12 protein-coding genes are annotated in these 15,698 nt (G+C 59.0%); 5 read left to right on the top strand and 7 right to left on the bottom strand.

What is annotated here, in order from left to right; genetic code table 11:
• The first annotated feature begins 5 nt into the window (after window positions 1-5).
• From Q0778_RS11280 to Q0778_RS11300, 5 genes are all read left to right on the top strand, one after another.
• Entirely contained in the window at window positions 6-1,244 is a 1,239-nt protein-coding gene (locus Q0778_RS11280; RefSeq protein ID WP_298336103.1) for a TolC family protein, read from the top strand.
• 11 nt (window positions 1,245-1,255) lie between these two features.
• A complete protein-coding gene (locus Q0778_RS11285; RefSeq protein ID WP_298336105.1) occupies window positions 1,256-2,419 on the top strand; it encodes an efflux RND transporter periplasmic adaptor subunit in 1,164 nt (387 codons plus the stop codon).
• A 46-nt stretch (window positions 2,420-2,465) separates the two neighbouring features.
• On the top strand, window positions 2,466-5,684 hold the full coding sequence (locus tag Q0778_RS11290) for a CusA/CzcA family heavy metal efflux RND transporter (protein ID WP_298336178.1): 3,219 nt from the start codon (window positions 2,466-2,468) through the stop codon (window positions 5,682-5,684).
• Between the two features lie 59 nt (window positions 5,685-5,743).
• Window positions 5,744-6,169 carry a hypothetical protein gene (locus tag Q0778_RS11295; protein WP_298336107.1) on the top strand — a complete coding sequence of 142 codons (426 nt, stop codon included), beginning with the start codon at window positions 5,744-5,746 and terminating at the stop codon, window positions 6,167-6,169.
• A gap of 65 nt (window positions 6,170-6,234) precedes the next feature.
• Entirely contained in the window at window positions 6,235-6,858 is a 624-nt protein-coding gene (locus tag Q0778_RS11300) for a cation diffusion facilitator family transporter (protein ID WP_298336109.1), read from the top strand.
• A 44-nt stretch (window positions 6,859-6,902) separates the two neighbouring features.
• On the opposite strand, the gene Q0778_RS11305 is transcribed toward Q0778_RS11300, so the two are convergent.
• The 7 genes from Q0778_RS11305 to Q0778_RS11335 form a co-directional block, all read right to left on the bottom strand.
• A complete protein-coding gene (locus Q0778_RS11305; RefSeq protein ID WP_298336111.1) occupies window positions 6,903-7,649 on the bottom strand; it encodes a glutaredoxin family protein in 747 nt (248 codons plus the stop codon).
• A 22-nt stretch (window positions 7,650-7,671) separates the two neighbouring features.
• A complete protein-coding gene (locus Q0778_RS11310; RefSeq protein ID WP_298336113.1) occupies window positions 7,672-8,295 on the bottom strand; it encodes a DUF2231 domain-containing protein in 624 nt (207 codons plus the stop codon).
• A 41-nt stretch (window positions 8,296-8,336) separates the two neighbouring features.
• Window positions 8,337-8,714 (bottom strand): copper-binding protein, encoded by a 378-nt coding sequence (locus Q0778_RS11315; RefSeq protein ID WP_298336115.1) that lies wholly within the window; start codon window positions 8,712-8,714, stop codon window positions 8,337-8,339.
• Window positions 8,696-11,860 (bottom strand): efflux RND transporter permease subunit, encoded by a 3,165-nt coding sequence (locus tag Q0778_RS11320; protein WP_298336117.1) that lies wholly within the window; start codon window positions 11,858-11,860, stop codon window positions 8,696-8,698. The genes Q0778_RS11315 and Q0778_RS11320 overlap by 19 nt, the downstream gene beginning before the upstream one ends.
• On the bottom strand, window positions 11,857-13,350 hold the full coding sequence (locus Q0778_RS11325) for an efflux RND transporter periplasmic adaptor subunit (RefSeq protein WP_298336119.1): 1,494 nt from the start codon (window positions 13,348-13,350) through the stop codon (window positions 11,857-11,859). Before Q0778_RS11325 ends, Q0778_RS11320 begins: the two co-directional genes overlap by 4 nt.
• Window positions 13,347-14,582 (bottom strand): TolC family protein, encoded by a 1,236-nt coding sequence (locus tag Q0778_RS11330; RefSeq protein ID WP_298336121.1) that lies wholly within the window; start codon window positions 14,580-14,582, stop codon window positions 13,347-13,349. The genes Q0778_RS11325 and Q0778_RS11330 overlap by 4 nt, the downstream gene beginning before the upstream one ends.
• 124 nt (window positions 14,583-14,706) lie before the next feature.
• Window positions 14,707-15,156, bottom strand: coding sequence for a hypothetical protein (locus Q0778_RS11335; RefSeq protein ID WP_298336123.1), 450 nt, complete (start codon window positions 15,154-15,156; stop codon window positions 14,707-14,709).
• Window positions 15,157-15,698 lie beyond the last annotated feature (542 nt).

Below are 15,698 nucleotides of genomic sequence, written 5' to 3' on the forward strand. Positions count from 1 at the left end.
AAGAAATGCGGTGCATTGCACTGGCCGCGGCCTTGTTTGCCGTGTGTACGGGTTCGCCGATATCGGCAAAGGAAACAATTACCCTCGAAGAAGCGCTCGCCAGAGCGGGCGTTGACGGTCAAGAGGGTACAAGTTCGAACAGCAATCCGCGCGTCTACGGCCCGCAAGCGGAAGCAGAAGCCGCGCGTGCGGCTATCGACCAGGCGCGGCTTCGGCCTAACCCTTCGTTGTCGTTCGAGGTGGAAGACATTGCAGGTTCCGGTGCATTTTCCGGCCTGCGCTCCTCCGAATATACTCTGGCGATCGGCCAGCAGCTTGAACTCGGCGGCAAACGAAGGGCGCGCATCGCGAGCGCACAGGCATCAGCCGACTTCACCGGCTTGCAGAGCGATTTGGCGTTGTCGCAACTCGCGCTGGGCGTTCGTGAGCGATATGTCGAAGCTGTCGCCGCAGGCCAGCGCCTCGTCCTGGCGCTCGAAATCGTCGAGCGTAACCGTGAGCTGGCCCGGATCGCCAATGTGCTTGTCGAGGTCGGGCGGGAGCCACCGCTGCGTGCCATGCGCGCCCGTGCAGCGCTTGCAGAAGCGGAAGCTGAGCTGCAGGCTGCACAAGCTGCCGATCTAGCCGCACGTCAGGCGCTCGCGGCTCTTTGGGTGTCCGGCCGGCCCAACCCGGTGGTATCGAACGTCTTTCCTGATTTAGCGCCGCCGCTCGAGCCGCTGGGTTCCGAAGATCCCTTGCAGCTGCGCATTGCGGATGCGCGAACCACCTTCGCTGAGGCCGAAATTGCGCGTGAACGCTCGCTCGGCGTTCCCGACCCCACGCTGTCGGCAGGCGTGCGCCGATTTCAAGAAAGCAACGATCAAGCCTTCATTGTCGGGATTTCCATTCCTCTGCCCTTCCGCAACCGTAACCAGGGCAACATCGCAGCCGCTGAAGCGCAATATCGCGCGGCAAGCGCGAGCGAAGCGATAGCCGAGGCGGACTACCGCGTGGAGTTCGAGCGGACGCGAACGCTCTATCTGGCCGCCGAAACGCGGGTGGAAACCCTTTCCAGCGCATCTCTGCCTCAGGCCGAGGAAGCACTCCGACTTGTCGAGATAGGATACCGCAATGGCCGGTTTCCGCTGATCGAAGTGCTGGCAGCTGCCGAAGCGCGCGACGCCATTCGTGAAAACCTGATCCAGGCAGAAGAGTCCCGCGGCCTGCTCGCGGCGCGGCTCATCTGGCTCACCGCACAGTGAGATCCCTTCCCATGAAACGTAACTATCTTATCGCAATAGTCGGCATCCTTGTTCTGGCGGCCGTATCTGCTTGGGGCTTCTGGCCGTCAGGGTCTGCCGACCACTCCGAAGAAGGACAGAGCGAAGAGGAAGGCGGAGCAGAAACCGAAGGTTCCGAAGGCGCTTTGCAAATTAGCGAAGAGCAAATCGCGGTTTCCTCCATCGAAATCGAAGCTGTTCAGTTTGGTGCTGTTACAGAGATCGTATTCCCCGCAACGGTCGCAGCCGCGCCCAACGCCAGCGCGCGAATCGATGCACGTGCCTCGGGGGTCGTGCGGAGCGTGAACAAGATGCTTGGCGATTATGTCAGGCAGGGGGAAGCGATCGCGCGGATCGAGAGCGCTGATGCTGCCGGACTGGCTGCGCAGGTCGCGGCCGCGCGTGCGCGGGTAAATGAACTTTCTGCACTCTATGACCGGGAAAAACGGCTGTTCGAGGCCAATGTGACGGCTCGGCAGGATCTCGAAGCTGCGCAGGCGAATCTGCAGGTGGCAAGGTCCGAACTTTCCCGCGCGCAAGCCGCATCCGCAGCTGCTGGTGTCAGCGGAGATGGACGGTCGCTCGCTGTGACGAGCCCGATTTCAGGGCAGATCACCAGCGCGCCGATCGTGCTGGGCTCCTACGTCTCAGCCGGTGAAGAGATGTTCCAGATCGTGAACGCGAGCGGCTTGCAAGTGCAGGTTGCTCTGCCCGCCAGCGATGCCGTGAGAATTAGGCCCGGCGACGAGGCAACGCTCGAATTCGGAGAGGAGCGGGAGATCGGCGGACGTGTGCGCTCGATAACCCCCGCGCTCGATCCGGAAAGCCGAAGCGCCACCGCTATTATTTCCCTTGCGAATGCAGTGCCCGGATTACAGCCAGGCGCATTCTTGCAGGCGCGTATTCGGCCTTCCGGAGAGACCGATGCGACTGCCATCTCGGTGCCTGAGGCAGCCGTTCAGATGGTCGAAGGGCGCGAAGTCGTGTTCGTTCGCACCCAGACTGGCTTTCGGGCGACGCCTGTCGTGACGGGATCGCGCTCGGGAGGGCGCATCGTGATTGTGTCAGGATTGCAGAATGGCCAGCGGATCGCGACCGAAAACGCCTTCCTGCTCAAAGCCGAACTCGGAAAAGAGGAAGCCGAACATGGACATTGATCGTTCTGAAAGCGGCTTCGAAAAAGAGCGCAACAACAATGGCGGCCTGATTGGCGGCGTCCTTGATTGGTCGGTGCGCAATCGCTGGGCGGTCGTGGCCCTTGCCCTAGGTGTAGCCATCTGGGGCGCCTTCAATCTTGCGAAACTGCCAATCGATGCGGTGCCGGACATCACAAATGTTCAGGTGCAGATCAACACCGAAGCACCGGCGCTTTCACCCTCACAGATCGAAACGCAGGTAACCTTCCCTGTCGAGACGGGCCTCGCCGGGATCGAGGGACTGGAGATGACCCGCTCGATCTCGCGCAACGGCTTCAGTCAGGTTTCGGCGATTTTCGAAGAGGGCACCGACATCTACTTTGCGCGCTCGCAGGTTGAAGAACGGCTTGCCACGCTCGCCTCTTCGCTTCCTGCAGGCGCGGAGCCGTCGATGGGGCCAATTGCGACCGGCCTTGGCGAAGTCTTGATGTATACCATCGAATTCGAGCATCCGGGTGGAACGGATGCGCCAAAAGGCGGCGCCATTGGCTGGCAGAATGACGGCAGCTTTGTCACCGACCGGGGCGAGCGATTGGACACGGAGGTGGCGAGAGCCGCCTATCTGCGCACGGTGCAGGACTGGGTGGTTGCGCCGCTGATGCGATCAGCCGACGGTGTCGCAGGCGTCGACTCGATCGGCGGCTTTGATAAGCAATATCTGGTGCAGCCCGACCCGGATCGTCTGGGCGGCTACGGTGTTTCACTCGACCAGTTGATTACTGCGCTCGAAGTGGCAAACCAGGCGGAAGGCGCGAACTTCGTCGAACGTGCCGGCGAAGCGCTCTTGGCCCGTGTCGATTCCCGGCTGAATTCGGTAGAAGACATCGAGCAGGCGGTGGTGACGACCCGCGAAGGCGTGCCGATCCGCGTAGGCGATGTTGCCACAGTCGAGATTGGCGGTGACCTTCGCACAGGGGCTGCCTCGCTGAACGGCGATGAAGCGGTCGTCGGAACTGTCCTGATGCGAGCGGGCGAGAACAGCCGAACCGTTGCCGCTGGCGCTGCAGAAAGACTTGAGGAAGTTCGTGCATCGCTGCCTGCCGGAGTGGTGGCTGAGATTGTCTACAACCGATCCACTTTGGTCGATGCGACCATCGCTACGGTTCGCAACAATCTGGTCGAGGGCGCTTTGCTCGTTATCGTCGTGTTGTTCCTGCTACTTGGAAACATACGCGCCGCAATCATTGCCGCATTGGTCATTCCTCTCTCGATGCTGATGGCAGCCATCGGAATGAACCGGCTCGGCGTATCTGGCAATCTGATGAGCCTTGGCGCGCTCGATTTCGGCCTCATCGTCGATGGTGCTGTTATCATTGTCGAGAACAGTATCGCACGCCTTGCCCATAGGCAGGAGCTTGAAGGACGCCTGCTAACGCTGCGTGAACGCCTCGTGGAGACCCGCGCAGCGGCGCATGAGATGATCAAGCCGACCGTCTACGGTCAGGCGATCATCTTTCTGGTCTTTGCGCCTCTTCTCACCTTCACCGGTGTGGAAGGCAAAACCTTCACGCCCATGGCCATCACCGTTATGCTTGCCCTGGCTTCGGCTTTCATCCTGTCACTGACTTTTGTCCCTGCGATGATCGCTCTCTTGCTGAACAAAAAAATCAACGAGAAAGAAGTGAAGCCAATTCGCGTGGCAAAAGAACGCTATGGCCCGCTACTGCGTAAGGCCCTGGTCCGTCCATGGCCGGTCATCGGCACCGGTGTCGGCGTATTTGCACTTGCAGCGCTGGTCTTCAGCTTCATTGGCAGCGAATTCACGCCGCAACTCGACGAGCGAGATCTGGCGGTGCAGTCGCTGCGCATCCCATCCACCCCATTGGAGCAGTCGCTCGCTATGCAGCGCCAGGTCGAGGCGCGCCTCACACAATTCCCACAGGTCGAGCTGGTGTTTTCGCGCACCGGCACGGCCGAGGTCGCAACCGATCCCATGCCGCCGAACATCTCGGATGCCTATGTGATCCTCAAGCCACGCGAGGAATGGCCCGATCCCTCGCTGTCCAAGGAAGAGCTGGTTAGCGAGATGGAAGAAGCGCTCGGCGGCCTCGTCGGCAATCTCTACGAGTTCAGCCAGCCCATCGAACTGCGCTTCAACGAGCTTATCGCCGGTGTCCGCGGCGATGTGGCGGTCAAGCTCTATGGCGATGATCTTACAGCCATGACTTCAGCTGCAAACGAAGTCGCCGCCGTGCTGCGCGGCGTCGAAGGCGCGGCCGACGTCAAGGTCCAGCAGGTCGCTGGCTTCCCGACACTCGATATCGCCTTTGATCGGCCCACGATCGCGCGCTACGGTCTAAGCGTCGAGGAGGTGGCGCAGTCCGTTGCCATCGCGCTTGGCGGTCGCAACGCCGGCCTTGTGTTCGAAGGCGATCGCCGGTTCGATGTCGTCGTCAGATTGTCTGATGCCAATCGCAACGATTTCGACCAGCTCGGCACCTTGCCAATTGTTCTACCCAATGGGGGAAGCATCCCGCTCAGAGCCGTAGCTCAATTCGAGGTCGTCGATGGGCTGGCCGAGGTCCGGCGCGAACAGGGCCGAAGACTGGTTATCGTATCCGCCAATGTGCGGGAACGTGATCTTGGCTCATTTGTCGAGCAGGCCCAGTCCGAAGTGGCCGCAAACGTCGATCTGCCATCCGCCTCGTTTATCGAATGGGGCGGGCAGTATCAGAACTTGCAGCAAGCGCAGCAGCGCCTGCTGATCGTGGTTCCGCTCGCCTTCGCGGTCATCCTGTTGCTGCTCTACATGGCGGTCGGCGGATGGGTTTCGGCGCTTGCGGTGTTCAGCGCGATTCCGATGGCACTGGCTGGCGGGGTCTTCTTTCTGGCCCTGAGAGGCATGCCATTCTCGATCTCGGCGGCCGTGGGTTTCATTGCTCTATCCGGCGTGGCCACCTTGAATGGTCTCGTCATGATAACCGCGATCAAGCAGCGGCTCGAAAAGGGTTTGGAGCTTGGTGAAGCGATTGTCGAAGGCGCAATTGCACGCCTCCGCCCGGTTCTGATGACGGCGCTCGTCGCCTCGCTCGGCTTCGTTCCGATGGCGCTTGCGACCGGAACCGGTGCCGAGGTGCAGCGCCCGCTCGCCACGGTTGTGATCGGCGGGTTGATAACGGCAACAGCGCTCACGCTGTTCGTGCTGCCTGCCATTGTGAGCCTGATTTTCGCGCAGAAGTCGCGGCGTAACGGTTCTTTGGACACGCCGGGCCCTGTCGATGCGTGACGTCTCGACCGGCTAGGAGCATGCATAAACTCAAGAAGTTGGCTTAAAGGAGAGTAGATATGAAGAATATCAATATATTACCGACAATAGTCGGCATTATGACGATCTCGATAGCTCCTGTATCGGCACAGGAGCAGACTACGCCGGCTCCGATCGCCGGCGTCTGGAGCATCGGTGAAACGCGGTCCTGCGACAGCGGGCCGGCATGGGTGTTTTTCGCAGATGGCTTTTATGCCGAAGTGCAGCTTCCGGACGGTGCGCCCGCCGCTGTAGGCGTCTGGCGCGACGAGGGCGACGCCATCGCTTACACGCATGCCCACATGCCGTTCGAAGGTCATGAGCGGCCGATGAGAATTCGTCATTTGACCATTGAAGAGCGTAGCGCCGAGCGGTTGACGATGCGGAATTTTCGCGGCGATGCGCGCGTGTTTCACCGCTGTCCGGCAAGCTCTGTTCAAAAGCCAAATGGTCGCTCAGGCCATTAAACACGACAATCGGCGGACATCGAAATCACCCCAAGAATGGCGAAAGGTTTAAGAAGGGAAATACCATGAGCGGCGAGCATGAATTCGAGCTGGATACTGCTGAAAAGCGCCGAACTTTGTGGATTGTCCTGTGGCTTAATGTCGCGTTGGCCGTCGGTTTCTTGTTCGCCGGATACTTTGCCGACTCTAACGCGCTTCTCGCCAATGGTCTCGACAATGCATCTGATGCTCTTGTCTATGTCCTGAGCCTTTTCGCACTTAGCCGTTCTCGAGTGTGGAAGCGCAACGCGGCTCGCCTTTCAGGTGGCTTGCTCCTGTTGTTTGCCGTTGGCGTCATTGCCGATGCAATACGTCGCTTTCTGGAGGGCTCGGACCCTGGCGGCATCGAGATGATGGCCATGGCTGCGATCGCAGCCGTAGTGAACCTCATTTGCCTTCGCCTGCTGCAAAACCTCCAGCAGAAGGACGTCAATCTGCGAGCCGCAACGACTTTTAGCTTCAACGATTTTGTCGCTAATGGCGGGATTATTGTCGCAGGACTGGTCGTCATGCTTACTGGTGCGAATTGGCCAGATCTACTGGTCGGCGTCGCTGTTGCCGGGATCGCGATCTATGGCGGGATCGATATCCTGCGCGATGCGCACATGGACCAGCACGATGAAGAAGGCACGACCCACAGTGAGAACTAGAGCCAATTGCTCGTGGGCTTTATGCTGGCTCTCACCTCAAACTCTTATGCAAACTGCGGCTTTGCCAGCATCCAAATCGCCATGCCGATCATGAACAGGTTTTCGGTCAGCGAAACAAAGCCGAGCGGCACGTTGCTGTCCCCACCGACGCACGCGCATTTAAGTTCACGCTTGTCGATGTAGACCGCCTTGAACACGCTCGCTGCTCCGATTGTGCCGATGAAAAGCGCTACCGGAATCGAAATGATGTTTAGCACGTGCGCAGTCATCAGCACCCCGGCAAGCCCCTCGGCGAAGGGGTAGATGTACCCGTAGGGCACCCACCGTCTTGCGAGCAGGTCATAATTCAGGAACATGGTCGAGAAGCTCTCTACGTCGCGCAGTTTGAGATAAGCGAGGCCGCACATCGAGAAGCTTACGAACCACTCGGCAGAAAGGATCGAGACAGGCTGCCCATTGGCAACCCAGGCCGCTGCAAAGGCCATAAGAGCCATCATACCAAACAGCACAACGACAGGTCGATAGGTAATCCCGTCCTTCTCGACCGCATTCCCGAAATGGGCCGCGAGATCAGTGTATCCGCCTATGCGCTTGTCGCCGATCCAGGCTTGCGGTGTAGTTTTGACACTGTGCTCGTCCTTGAAAGCATCGGTTTCTTCACGCGTTGTCAGATGATGATCTTCGACCCTGTAGCCTTTGCGCTCAAGCAACCACTTGGCCTTCAGGCCTGACGGACAAAGATGATCGGGCATCACCATGCGATAGAGTTTTGCTGTTTTCATTTGAGTCATCTCTGATTGCCTCGACGAAGTCTTAGTGTTGCTGGGATAGATGCCCTGGCCCGTGGGACAGTTCCGCTCCCCAATACCCTTGCAGGACCACAGCGATGGCAGCGATTGACAGACCTGTGCGTAGGGTTCTTCGCGCATGGTCAGGAGGTCTCGCTGCGAGTAGCGCAAGACCAATCGACAAAACGGCCAGTCCCGTTCCGACCCACCTGTGCTGTTGCATCAGGGCTTCTCCTCCCATCCACATGCCAGTGTGTATCCAGCCAAAGAGAGCTGCAATGACTGTTCCAGCGGCAGCGAAATAAAGGATGATGCGGACGGTCTGTTCCAGACCGGAGTTGGGGCGAAGGATCAGCAAGGCCTCAACCGCAGCAGCCAACAAGAGCAGCGCAATCGGGAAGTGAACTGTGGCCGGGTGCAGCATACGCAGCGTTTCGAGAGCCGAACCGACCTCATCAGCAAGTTCGATCTCGCCCCCTGCTGCGTCCGCTTTCTTGGCAGCTGGCTCATCTCCTACCGCTTGCGCAACAGGCTTTTGCGCCGCCGCAGCGGTGCCATGTTGCTCATCGCCATGCGCCCAAACAGGCACACTTGTGAAAGCCGAAAACATCGCAATGCACAAAATCATCATTCTGGCGATAATTGTCATAAGTGCCTTCACCTCGTCTGTTTTCCGCCTTGGAATACGACCTACTGCTTGGTCAGCGCGGTAATCGTGTTGCCGTCTTCGGTTGCCTCGACTGTAAACTCGATTGTATCACCCACAACCACATCGCCGCGCACGTCTTCGCTGGCATCGAAAGCCATCACCATCTGAGGCCAGCCAAGCTCTGCAACGGGTTCGTGATCGACAGTGAGAGTGCCTGCCTCGGGATCAATGGCGGTTACGGTACCGATGGCACTGGCGGTTTTTGCACCCTCGCTCTCATCCATCGCTGACATATCATGTCCTTCCATCGACATCTCGTCCGCGCCCATTTCGTCCATGGTCTCCATCTCCTGCCCGCTGTCGCAAGCAGCGAGGGCCAAGGGCGCGGCCAGCAACATAACTAGGTTTGAGGTACGCATTCAGTTTCTCCTTCGGATTGTGTTGGCCGATCGGGCCGGGGGCGCCGCATCAAGAGATATGCGGCGGGGATAACGAACATGGAAAGCAGCGGCGCGGTGATCATGCCGCCCACCATCGGTGCAGCGATGCGGCTCATGACCTCCGATCCTGCGCCGGTTCCAATGAGGATCGGGAAGAGACCGGCAAGAATGACGGCCACGGTCATTGCCTTGGGACGCACGCGCAAAAGAGCGCCCTCCCTGATCGCTTCGCCCACGCCGTCCGCATCGAGGGCACCGCTGCGCCGGGCCAGTGCAGACTTGAGGTAGATCAGCATGATGACGCCGAATTCCGCTGATACCCCGGCAAGGGCGATGAAACCCACCGATGTCGCAACAGACTGGTTGTAGCCCATCAGATAGAGCAGCCAGAAGCCGCCGGTGAGTGCAAAGGGCAGCGTGCCCATAACCAGAAGCGCTTCGTCGAACCGGCGGAAGATCAGATAGAGCAGGATGAAGATGATGCCGAGCGTTGCGGGAATGACGACCTGCAACCGCTCATTCGCGCGAGTGAGATATTCAAATTGGCCCGCATAGGAAATGCTCACACCGGCAGGCAGATCGACGCCCTCTGACACCGCCGCCTGAAGATCGCTTACGACCGAAGTCAAATCGCGCCCGCGCGTGTCGACATAGACCACGCTGATGAGACGGCCCTGCTCATTCTTGAGCATAGGAGGGCCATCGCTGACGCTCACCTGTGCGACCGTTCCGAGCGTGATTTGCTGGCCTGACGGGGTTAACAAAGGCAGCGCGCGCAGTTCTCCGAGGCTGTCGCGGATCTCGCGCGGATAGCGGACATTGATGGGATATCGCGCCAGCCCTTCGACCGTTCTGCCGATATTTGCGCCGCCGATCGCGCCTGACACAATCTGCTGAACATCGGCGATGTTCAGCCCGAAACGCGCCGCAGCGACCCGGTCGATGTCCACATCGACATAGCGGCCTCCCGATAGACGCTCTGCCAAAGCGGAACTGACGCCGGGAACCTGTTTTGCGACATTCTCGACCTGCAAAGCCACGCGCTCAATTTCGGCAAGGTCTTCGCCGGACACTTTCACACCGATTGGGCTCTTGATACCGGTCGCGAGCATGTCGATGCGGTTGCGGATCGGTGGCACCCAGACATTGGCCAGCCCCGGCACCTGCACTGCACGATCAAGCTCTTCGACGAGCTTCTCTGGCGTCATTCCCGGCCGCCAGTCTTCGCGCGGTTTGAAGCGGATCGTTGTCTCGAACATCGTGAGCGGTGCAGGGTCGGTCGCTGTATCGGCCCGCCCCGCTTTCCCGAACACGGTGTCGACTTCCGGCACAGATTTGATCAGTCGGTCTGTCCGCTGAAGCAATGCGGACGCTTCACCGGGAGATAGGCCGGGCAGCGCGCTCGGCATGTAAAGGAGGTCGCCTTCATCGAGCGGCGGCAGGAATTCTCCTCCCAGACGGGTGAACGGGACCAGCGCTGTAAGGAATACAAGGCCTGCCACAACCAAAGTGGTTTTCGGTCGGCGCATTACCCAATCAAGACCCGGCCGATAGGCCTTGGTAAGCACGCGATTGAGGACGTTGGTGTCCTCCTTGGGTATCTTCCCGCGGATCAGCCAGCCCATCAACACAGGGACTAGTGTCACCGACAGAATGGCGGCCGCCGCCATGGCATAGGTCTTTGTAAAGGCCAGCGGTGAAAACAGGCGGCCCTCCTGCGCCTGCAAAGTAAACACCGGAAGGAACGAGAGCGTGATGATGAGAAGGCTGAAGAACAGCGCTGGCCCCACTTCTTTCGATGCTTCCGCGATCAGCTTCCAGCGCTCATCGTTGGACTTCTGTTCGCCCGGATGGTCCTCTTCCCAATGCTCGATGTGTTTGTGCGCGTTCTCAATCATGACGATGGCAGCGTCCACCATCGCGCCGATCGCGATGGCTATGCCGCCCAAGGACATGATGTTCGCATCGACCCCTTGAAAACGCATCACGATAAAGGCCGCCAGCACCCCCAATGGAAGCGTGACGATAGCCACCAGTGCTGATCGCACATGCCACAAGAACAGCGCGCATACGATCGCAACGATGATGAATTCGGCAATAAGTTTTCCGGTCAGGTTTTCGATCGAGGCATCGATCAGCTTCGAGCGATCATAGGTCGTGACAATCTCGACCCCTTCAGGAAGACTGGCTTGGAGCACGTCGAGCTTCTCTTCGACAGCCGCGATGGTTGCCCGCGCATCTTCGCCCTGTCTGAGCACAACAATACCGCCTGCGACTTCGCCTTCGCCATTGAGTTCGGCGATCCCTCGCCGCATTTCGGGGCCAAGCTGGATCGTGGCGATATCGGATAGAGTAACCGGTATACCGTTCCCGACTGATTTGAGTGGGATCTGCCGGAAGTCGTCGAGAGACGTGAGATAGCCTGATGCGCGGACCATAAACTCGGCCTCACCCATTTCAACCACCGATCCGCCAGCCTCCTGATTGGAAGCTTGTATGGCGCGCACGACATCGCTGTAAGTGACGCCAAGCGAAGCCATCCGGTAGGGTTCCAGCACGACCTGGTACTGCTTGACCATGCCGCCCACGCTGGCGACCTCTGCGATGCCCGGAATGGTCTGAAGCTCATAGCGCAGGAACCAGTCCTGAAGGCTTCTGAGCCCAGCAAGGTCGCTGTTCCCAGTTCGGTCAACCAACGCATATTCGTAAATCCAGCCCACGCCCGTCGCGTCCGGCCCGAGCGAGCTGGTCACACCTTCGGGCAATTCGTTTTGCACCTGGTTGAGATATTCGAGCACGCGCGAACGCGCCCAGTAGAGGTCCGTCCCATCCTCGAAGATCACATAGACGAAGCTGTCGCCGAACATCGAATACCCGCGCACTGTTTCCGCGCCCGGCACCGAAAGCATCGTGGTTGCGAGCGGGTATGTGACCTGATCCTCAACGATGCGCGGAGCTTGGCCCGGATAATTAGACCGCACCACGACTTGCACATCAGACAGATCGGGGATCGCATCGACCGGCGTTGCGCGCACCGCCCAGAAGCCGGCGAGCGTGACCGCGACGGCCGCCAGAACGATGAAAAACCGATTGGCGATCGACGCGTCAATAATCCGCGCAATCATCGTTCGACCTTCCGAATGGACTCGATGCGCGGACCGGTGTCGTGCTGCGAGAACGTGAACTCGACATCGTCCCCCGGTTCGAGACCCTCGACCAAAGAGGCGTCGGCCAGGGCAAAGGGCATCACCATGCTCGGCCATTCGAGGGCGGGAACCGGCGCGTGATTGAGAGTGATCGAAGCTCCGGCAATCTTCGTTATGCTTCCCGTGGCAGTGTAGGTTTTCATCTTTGCGGGGCCGTCGGATGCCATATTCATGCTTCCGTCGATCGATCTGACATCGATCCCGGCCAAACTCGCTTCGGAATCGATCAGGAACTGCCCGGAGGTGACGACCTCTTCGCCTTCGGCAAGGCCTGCCAGGACCTCGGTCCTGCCATTCGCCTCGCGCCCGATTTCGACCTCGGCTGGAAGAAAGGCGCCTTCATCCTGCTTGAGCATCACAAGATTGCGGCGGCCGGTTCGAATGACCGCCTCCGACGGTACCAGCAAGGCTCGCCGTGTGTCGGGTGAAAGCGACACCTGCGCAAACATCCCTGGCTTCAACCTGCCGCGTGGGTTCGGCAGCTCAGCCCGGACGGTGATCGTCCGGCTTGCAGTATCGGCGTTGGGCAAAATGGCCGTGATACGTCCTCCAAGTCGTTCATCGGGAAACGCTGCCAGAGTGGCGCTGACAGTTTGACCCTGCCGTACATTTGCGGCCTGTGCCTCGGGCACTGAGGCTTCCAGCCATATCGGCGAGAAGCCTGTAATCTCGGCCAGTGTCTGACCTTCCATCACCGTCATGCCTGGCCGCACACCGAGCATTGTTACGGCACCGCCCACCGGAGCCGTGACAGTGATCGTGTTTTGCGCTCTGCGTGTGCGTTCAACCGACGCGATCATTGCGTCGGTCATGCCGAGCAGGAGCATGCGCTGCCGCATCGCATCTGCAAGTGCCTGATCGCCGGTATCGAGCACGGCAATGTACTCACGCTGCGCACCGCCCCAGTCAGGAACGAGAATATCGACTATCGGAGTGCTGCGACCCACGACATCGTCCTGCGCAAGGCCATAGGTGCGTTGGACATATCCGCCCGCTCTTGGCTGGACGATGGCAACATCTCGGCTATTGTAGGCTAGGACGCCCGTCACGGTGATTTCCGGCTCGAGAACTCCGAACTCCGCCGCTGCCGTGCGAATGCCGAAATTCTGGACCAGGCCTGGATCAATCCGGACGCCCGCTTTCGCAGCTTCTCCCGCGCACTTGGGAACCAGCATCATGTCCATGAAGGGCGACTTGCCAGGCTCGTCAAAGCGCTGTCCGGGAACCATCGGATCGTACCAGTAAAGGACCTCTTCGCACTCCGCCTCAGCGGAGCCCGACATCCCACCCTCGCTCTCATCGCCTATAAGCGAGAGCGCATATCCCGCGCCGAGGCTGACAAGCGCGACGGCTGCCATGATTGCATAGGTTCGCTTTGAAGGGCCGGAGCTGTCGACTGTATTGCTCATGGCTGCTGCTCCCCGTAGGTCAAGCGAAGCATCTCGGCCCATTCCACGGTCGCAGCTTCGCGTTCAAAGATTTCAAGATCGAGCAAGGCCAAATCTGCCTTTGCTGCAATCACATCGATCAGGTCTGCGTTTCCGGCAGCAAAGCTCGCCGTCTCCAGTTCAACCCGTTGCCGGGCCAGCGGCAGTAATTCATCGCGCGCGCGTTCCCATTGACGCTTCGCGCTGCGCCATGAGGCGAGATCAGATTCGAATTGCACACGCAATGCCCGCAAACGATCGTCGCGCTCTGCCTGCGTAGCGGCGGCTTCTGCCTCGGCGGCCTGAATGCGCGGCTTTTGACGTCGATCGGTGAAAATGGGCAGGGTAACCGATCCCATGACAGAGAATGCGTCTCCGAAGGCAGGGTCGCGTCGGCCATAGTTCACGCTCACGCCGAAGTCGGGGCGCAAGTCGGCGCGCGCGAGGTCGGCGTTCGCTTCTGCGCGTCCGGTGGCAGCATCGGCAAGACGGATGACGGGGTTAAGGTCCAGAGCTTGTTCGAGGCTGCCGCTGTCGACATCGGCCGCTGGCGCATCACCCGCGACAGTAGGGTCGTCTGTCTGAATGTAGCTCGAGAGCATGGCGCGCGCGGCATCTCTTTCGGCTTCAATTCTTGTGATTGCATCTTCAATCACAAGGAGCTCGCGGCGAATGGCAAGGCTTTCAGCTGGACGCGCTGACCCCGACGCGACAGCGCTGTTTGCCACTGGCTGAAGCCTGCGCAGATCGCTCAGCGCCGTATGGGCGAAGGCGAGCTTCTCCTCGGCATAGTACAAGTCGATCCAGGCGGTTGATGTGGCGATGTCGATCCGCTGCTGCGCAACTCCAAGCCGCATTTCTGCGACCGCGACGTCTGAGTCCGCGACGCCTCGACGGGCTCTTCGCCGTGCAAGGTTTGGGATTGGTTGCTCAACACCAATAGCTATCTGCGTTGGAAGCTGGCGATCAAACTCGAACGCCACAGGCCCGGTGATTGGCAGGTTTGCAATCCCGCCACGCAAAACAGGATCGGGCAACTCATCTGCGGCATCCGAGGCATCTCGTGTGCCGTCGATACGCAATTGCGCGGCCTGGAGCAGCGGCTGATCTTCGCGAGCTGCCCGCAAAGCTTCTTCATAGCCAACCGGCTGCGCGAGCACGACCTGCGCCGGCATTAGGGCGGCGGCAAGGATACCGCCTATGGACCGTTTCATGGAAAAATCTCACTCGATGTAAGCGATGCGCACGCCCGGCAGTCCATCACTGCTCGTTGATGAGCAGTGACGCGCACAGACAGCATCTCAACAAGGGGCTGACAGCCCCGCTGTTACATTGGAGTTAGAAGCGCGGAGGCGGGTAGTCAGGCGGAAGCGCTCGACCAGCCAATTGATCAGTCACCGCCGCAAAAAACTGTATGGAACTAGAAGGAAAGTTGTTGGAAAGGTTGGGAAGGGTGTTCCCCATCAGAACCGGAGCAACGGCGTTCATGGAAAGCATGCACTTCAACGACATGTCATCACAAGGGTCATCTTGATCGTGACCTGCGCGGCCGGAATGATCCGATGCGTGTGAAGCGTGATGCTTCATCTTGGCGCAGTCCGCCAAGGTCATAGTCTCAGCTTGGGGCAGCGATGCAGCCTCGGCCGAAACCTGAAAAATCAGGCCTAGGCACATTAGAACTGCAATGATGTTCCCGAAAACACGCATTGCCGAGACATAGGTGACAAGCGCTTTCCCGACAAGGCGCAAAGTCTGAATAGGCAAGTTGTCCTGGGTAGTGGATCCCATGTTTATGTCGGTTGCGGCATTCTCAAACTCGACATGAAACTGTAATCACCAACCTCCGATTTCAATCCGTTCAGTCCACCAAAATCAAAATTCAGAGGTACTATTGAACAAGTGGGCGGGCCGTTTTGTGGTCCTTTTGATATTAACGCACGGGAATATGCTTATTTTTCAGAGGTATAGAGTTTTAATTCGAGTCCTCTTCTGGGCACCATTTGTTCTTTCCTTGTTCTCTCAGATAATCTATAAAAACCGCAGAAATCCAAGGGGTTTGGCCCTTGGATCGTTCCGGATCGTCCCACCTGTTCTCGGCCGTTCCAGTGTGAAGCGACAGATGTGAAACGACAGCGTCTAGGTCATTTATGTCCTTATGTGCCCGGTGTTTCCGACAGAGTTAGAGTCATCTGTTTGATGTCAGAGAGCTTAAATGAGAGCATTTTGAGACTTGAATGCCGCGCTTTCTTCAGTTAGAGGCAGCCTCCAACTAGACTCGTTGTTGCATGGCGAACTGACTGGCAAACGCATTTGAACGCCGTGCCGGCCTT

It is taken from the genome of uncultured Erythrobacter sp. (assembly GCF_947502395.1).
GTDB lineage: Bacteria > Pseudomonadota > Alphaproteobacteria > Sphingomonadales > Sphingomonadaceae > Erythrobacter.

What these genes read in the sequence shown, in the direction of transcription:
- Q0778_RS11320 (WP_298336117.1), bottom strand. Translation starts at nt 11,860, where the DNA reads ATGATTGCGCGGATTATTGACGCGTCGATCGCCAATCGGTTTTTCATC.
- Q0778_RS11305 (WP_298336111.1), bottom strand. Translation starts at nt 7,649, where the DNA reads ATGACTCAAATGAAAACAGCAAAACTCTATCGCATGGTGATGCCCGAT.
- Q0778_RS11330 (WP_298336121.1), bottom strand. Translation starts at nt 14,582, where the DNA reads ATGAAACGGTCCATAGGCGGTATCCTTGCCGCCGCCCTAATGCCGGCG.
- Q0778_RS11295 (WP_298336107.1), top strand. Translation starts at nt 5,744, where the DNA reads ATGAAGAATATCAATATATTACCGACAATAGTCGGCATTATGACGATC.
- Q0778_RS11310 (WP_298336113.1), bottom strand. Translation starts at nt 8,295, where the DNA reads ATGACAATTATCGCCAGAATGATGATTTTGTGCATTGCGATGTTTTCG.
- Q0778_RS11280 (WP_298336103.1), top strand. Translation starts at nt 6, where the DNA reads ATGCGGTGCATTGCACTGGCCGCGGCCTTGTTTGCCGTGTGTACGGGT.
- Q0778_RS11335 (WP_298336123.1), bottom strand. Translation starts at nt 15,156, where the DNA reads ATGGGATCCACTACCCAGGACAACTTGCCTATTCAGACTTTGCGCCTT.
- Q0778_RS11300 (WP_298336109.1), top strand. Translation starts at nt 6,235, where the DNA reads ATGAGCGGCGAGCATGAATTCGAGCTGGATACTGCTGAAAAGCGCCGA.
- Q0778_RS11325 (WP_298336119.1), bottom strand. Translation starts at nt 13,350, where the DNA reads ATGAGCAATACAGTCGACAGCTCCGGCCCTTCAAAGCGAACCTATGCA.
- Q0778_RS11285 (WP_298336105.1), top strand. Translation starts at nt 1,256, where the DNA reads ATGAAACGTAACTATCTTATCGCAATAGTCGGCATCCTTGTTCTGGCG.
- Q0778_RS11315 (WP_298336115.1), bottom strand. Translation starts at nt 8,714, where the DNA reads ATGCGTACCTCAAACCTAGTTATGTTGCTGGCCGCGCCCTTGGCCCTC.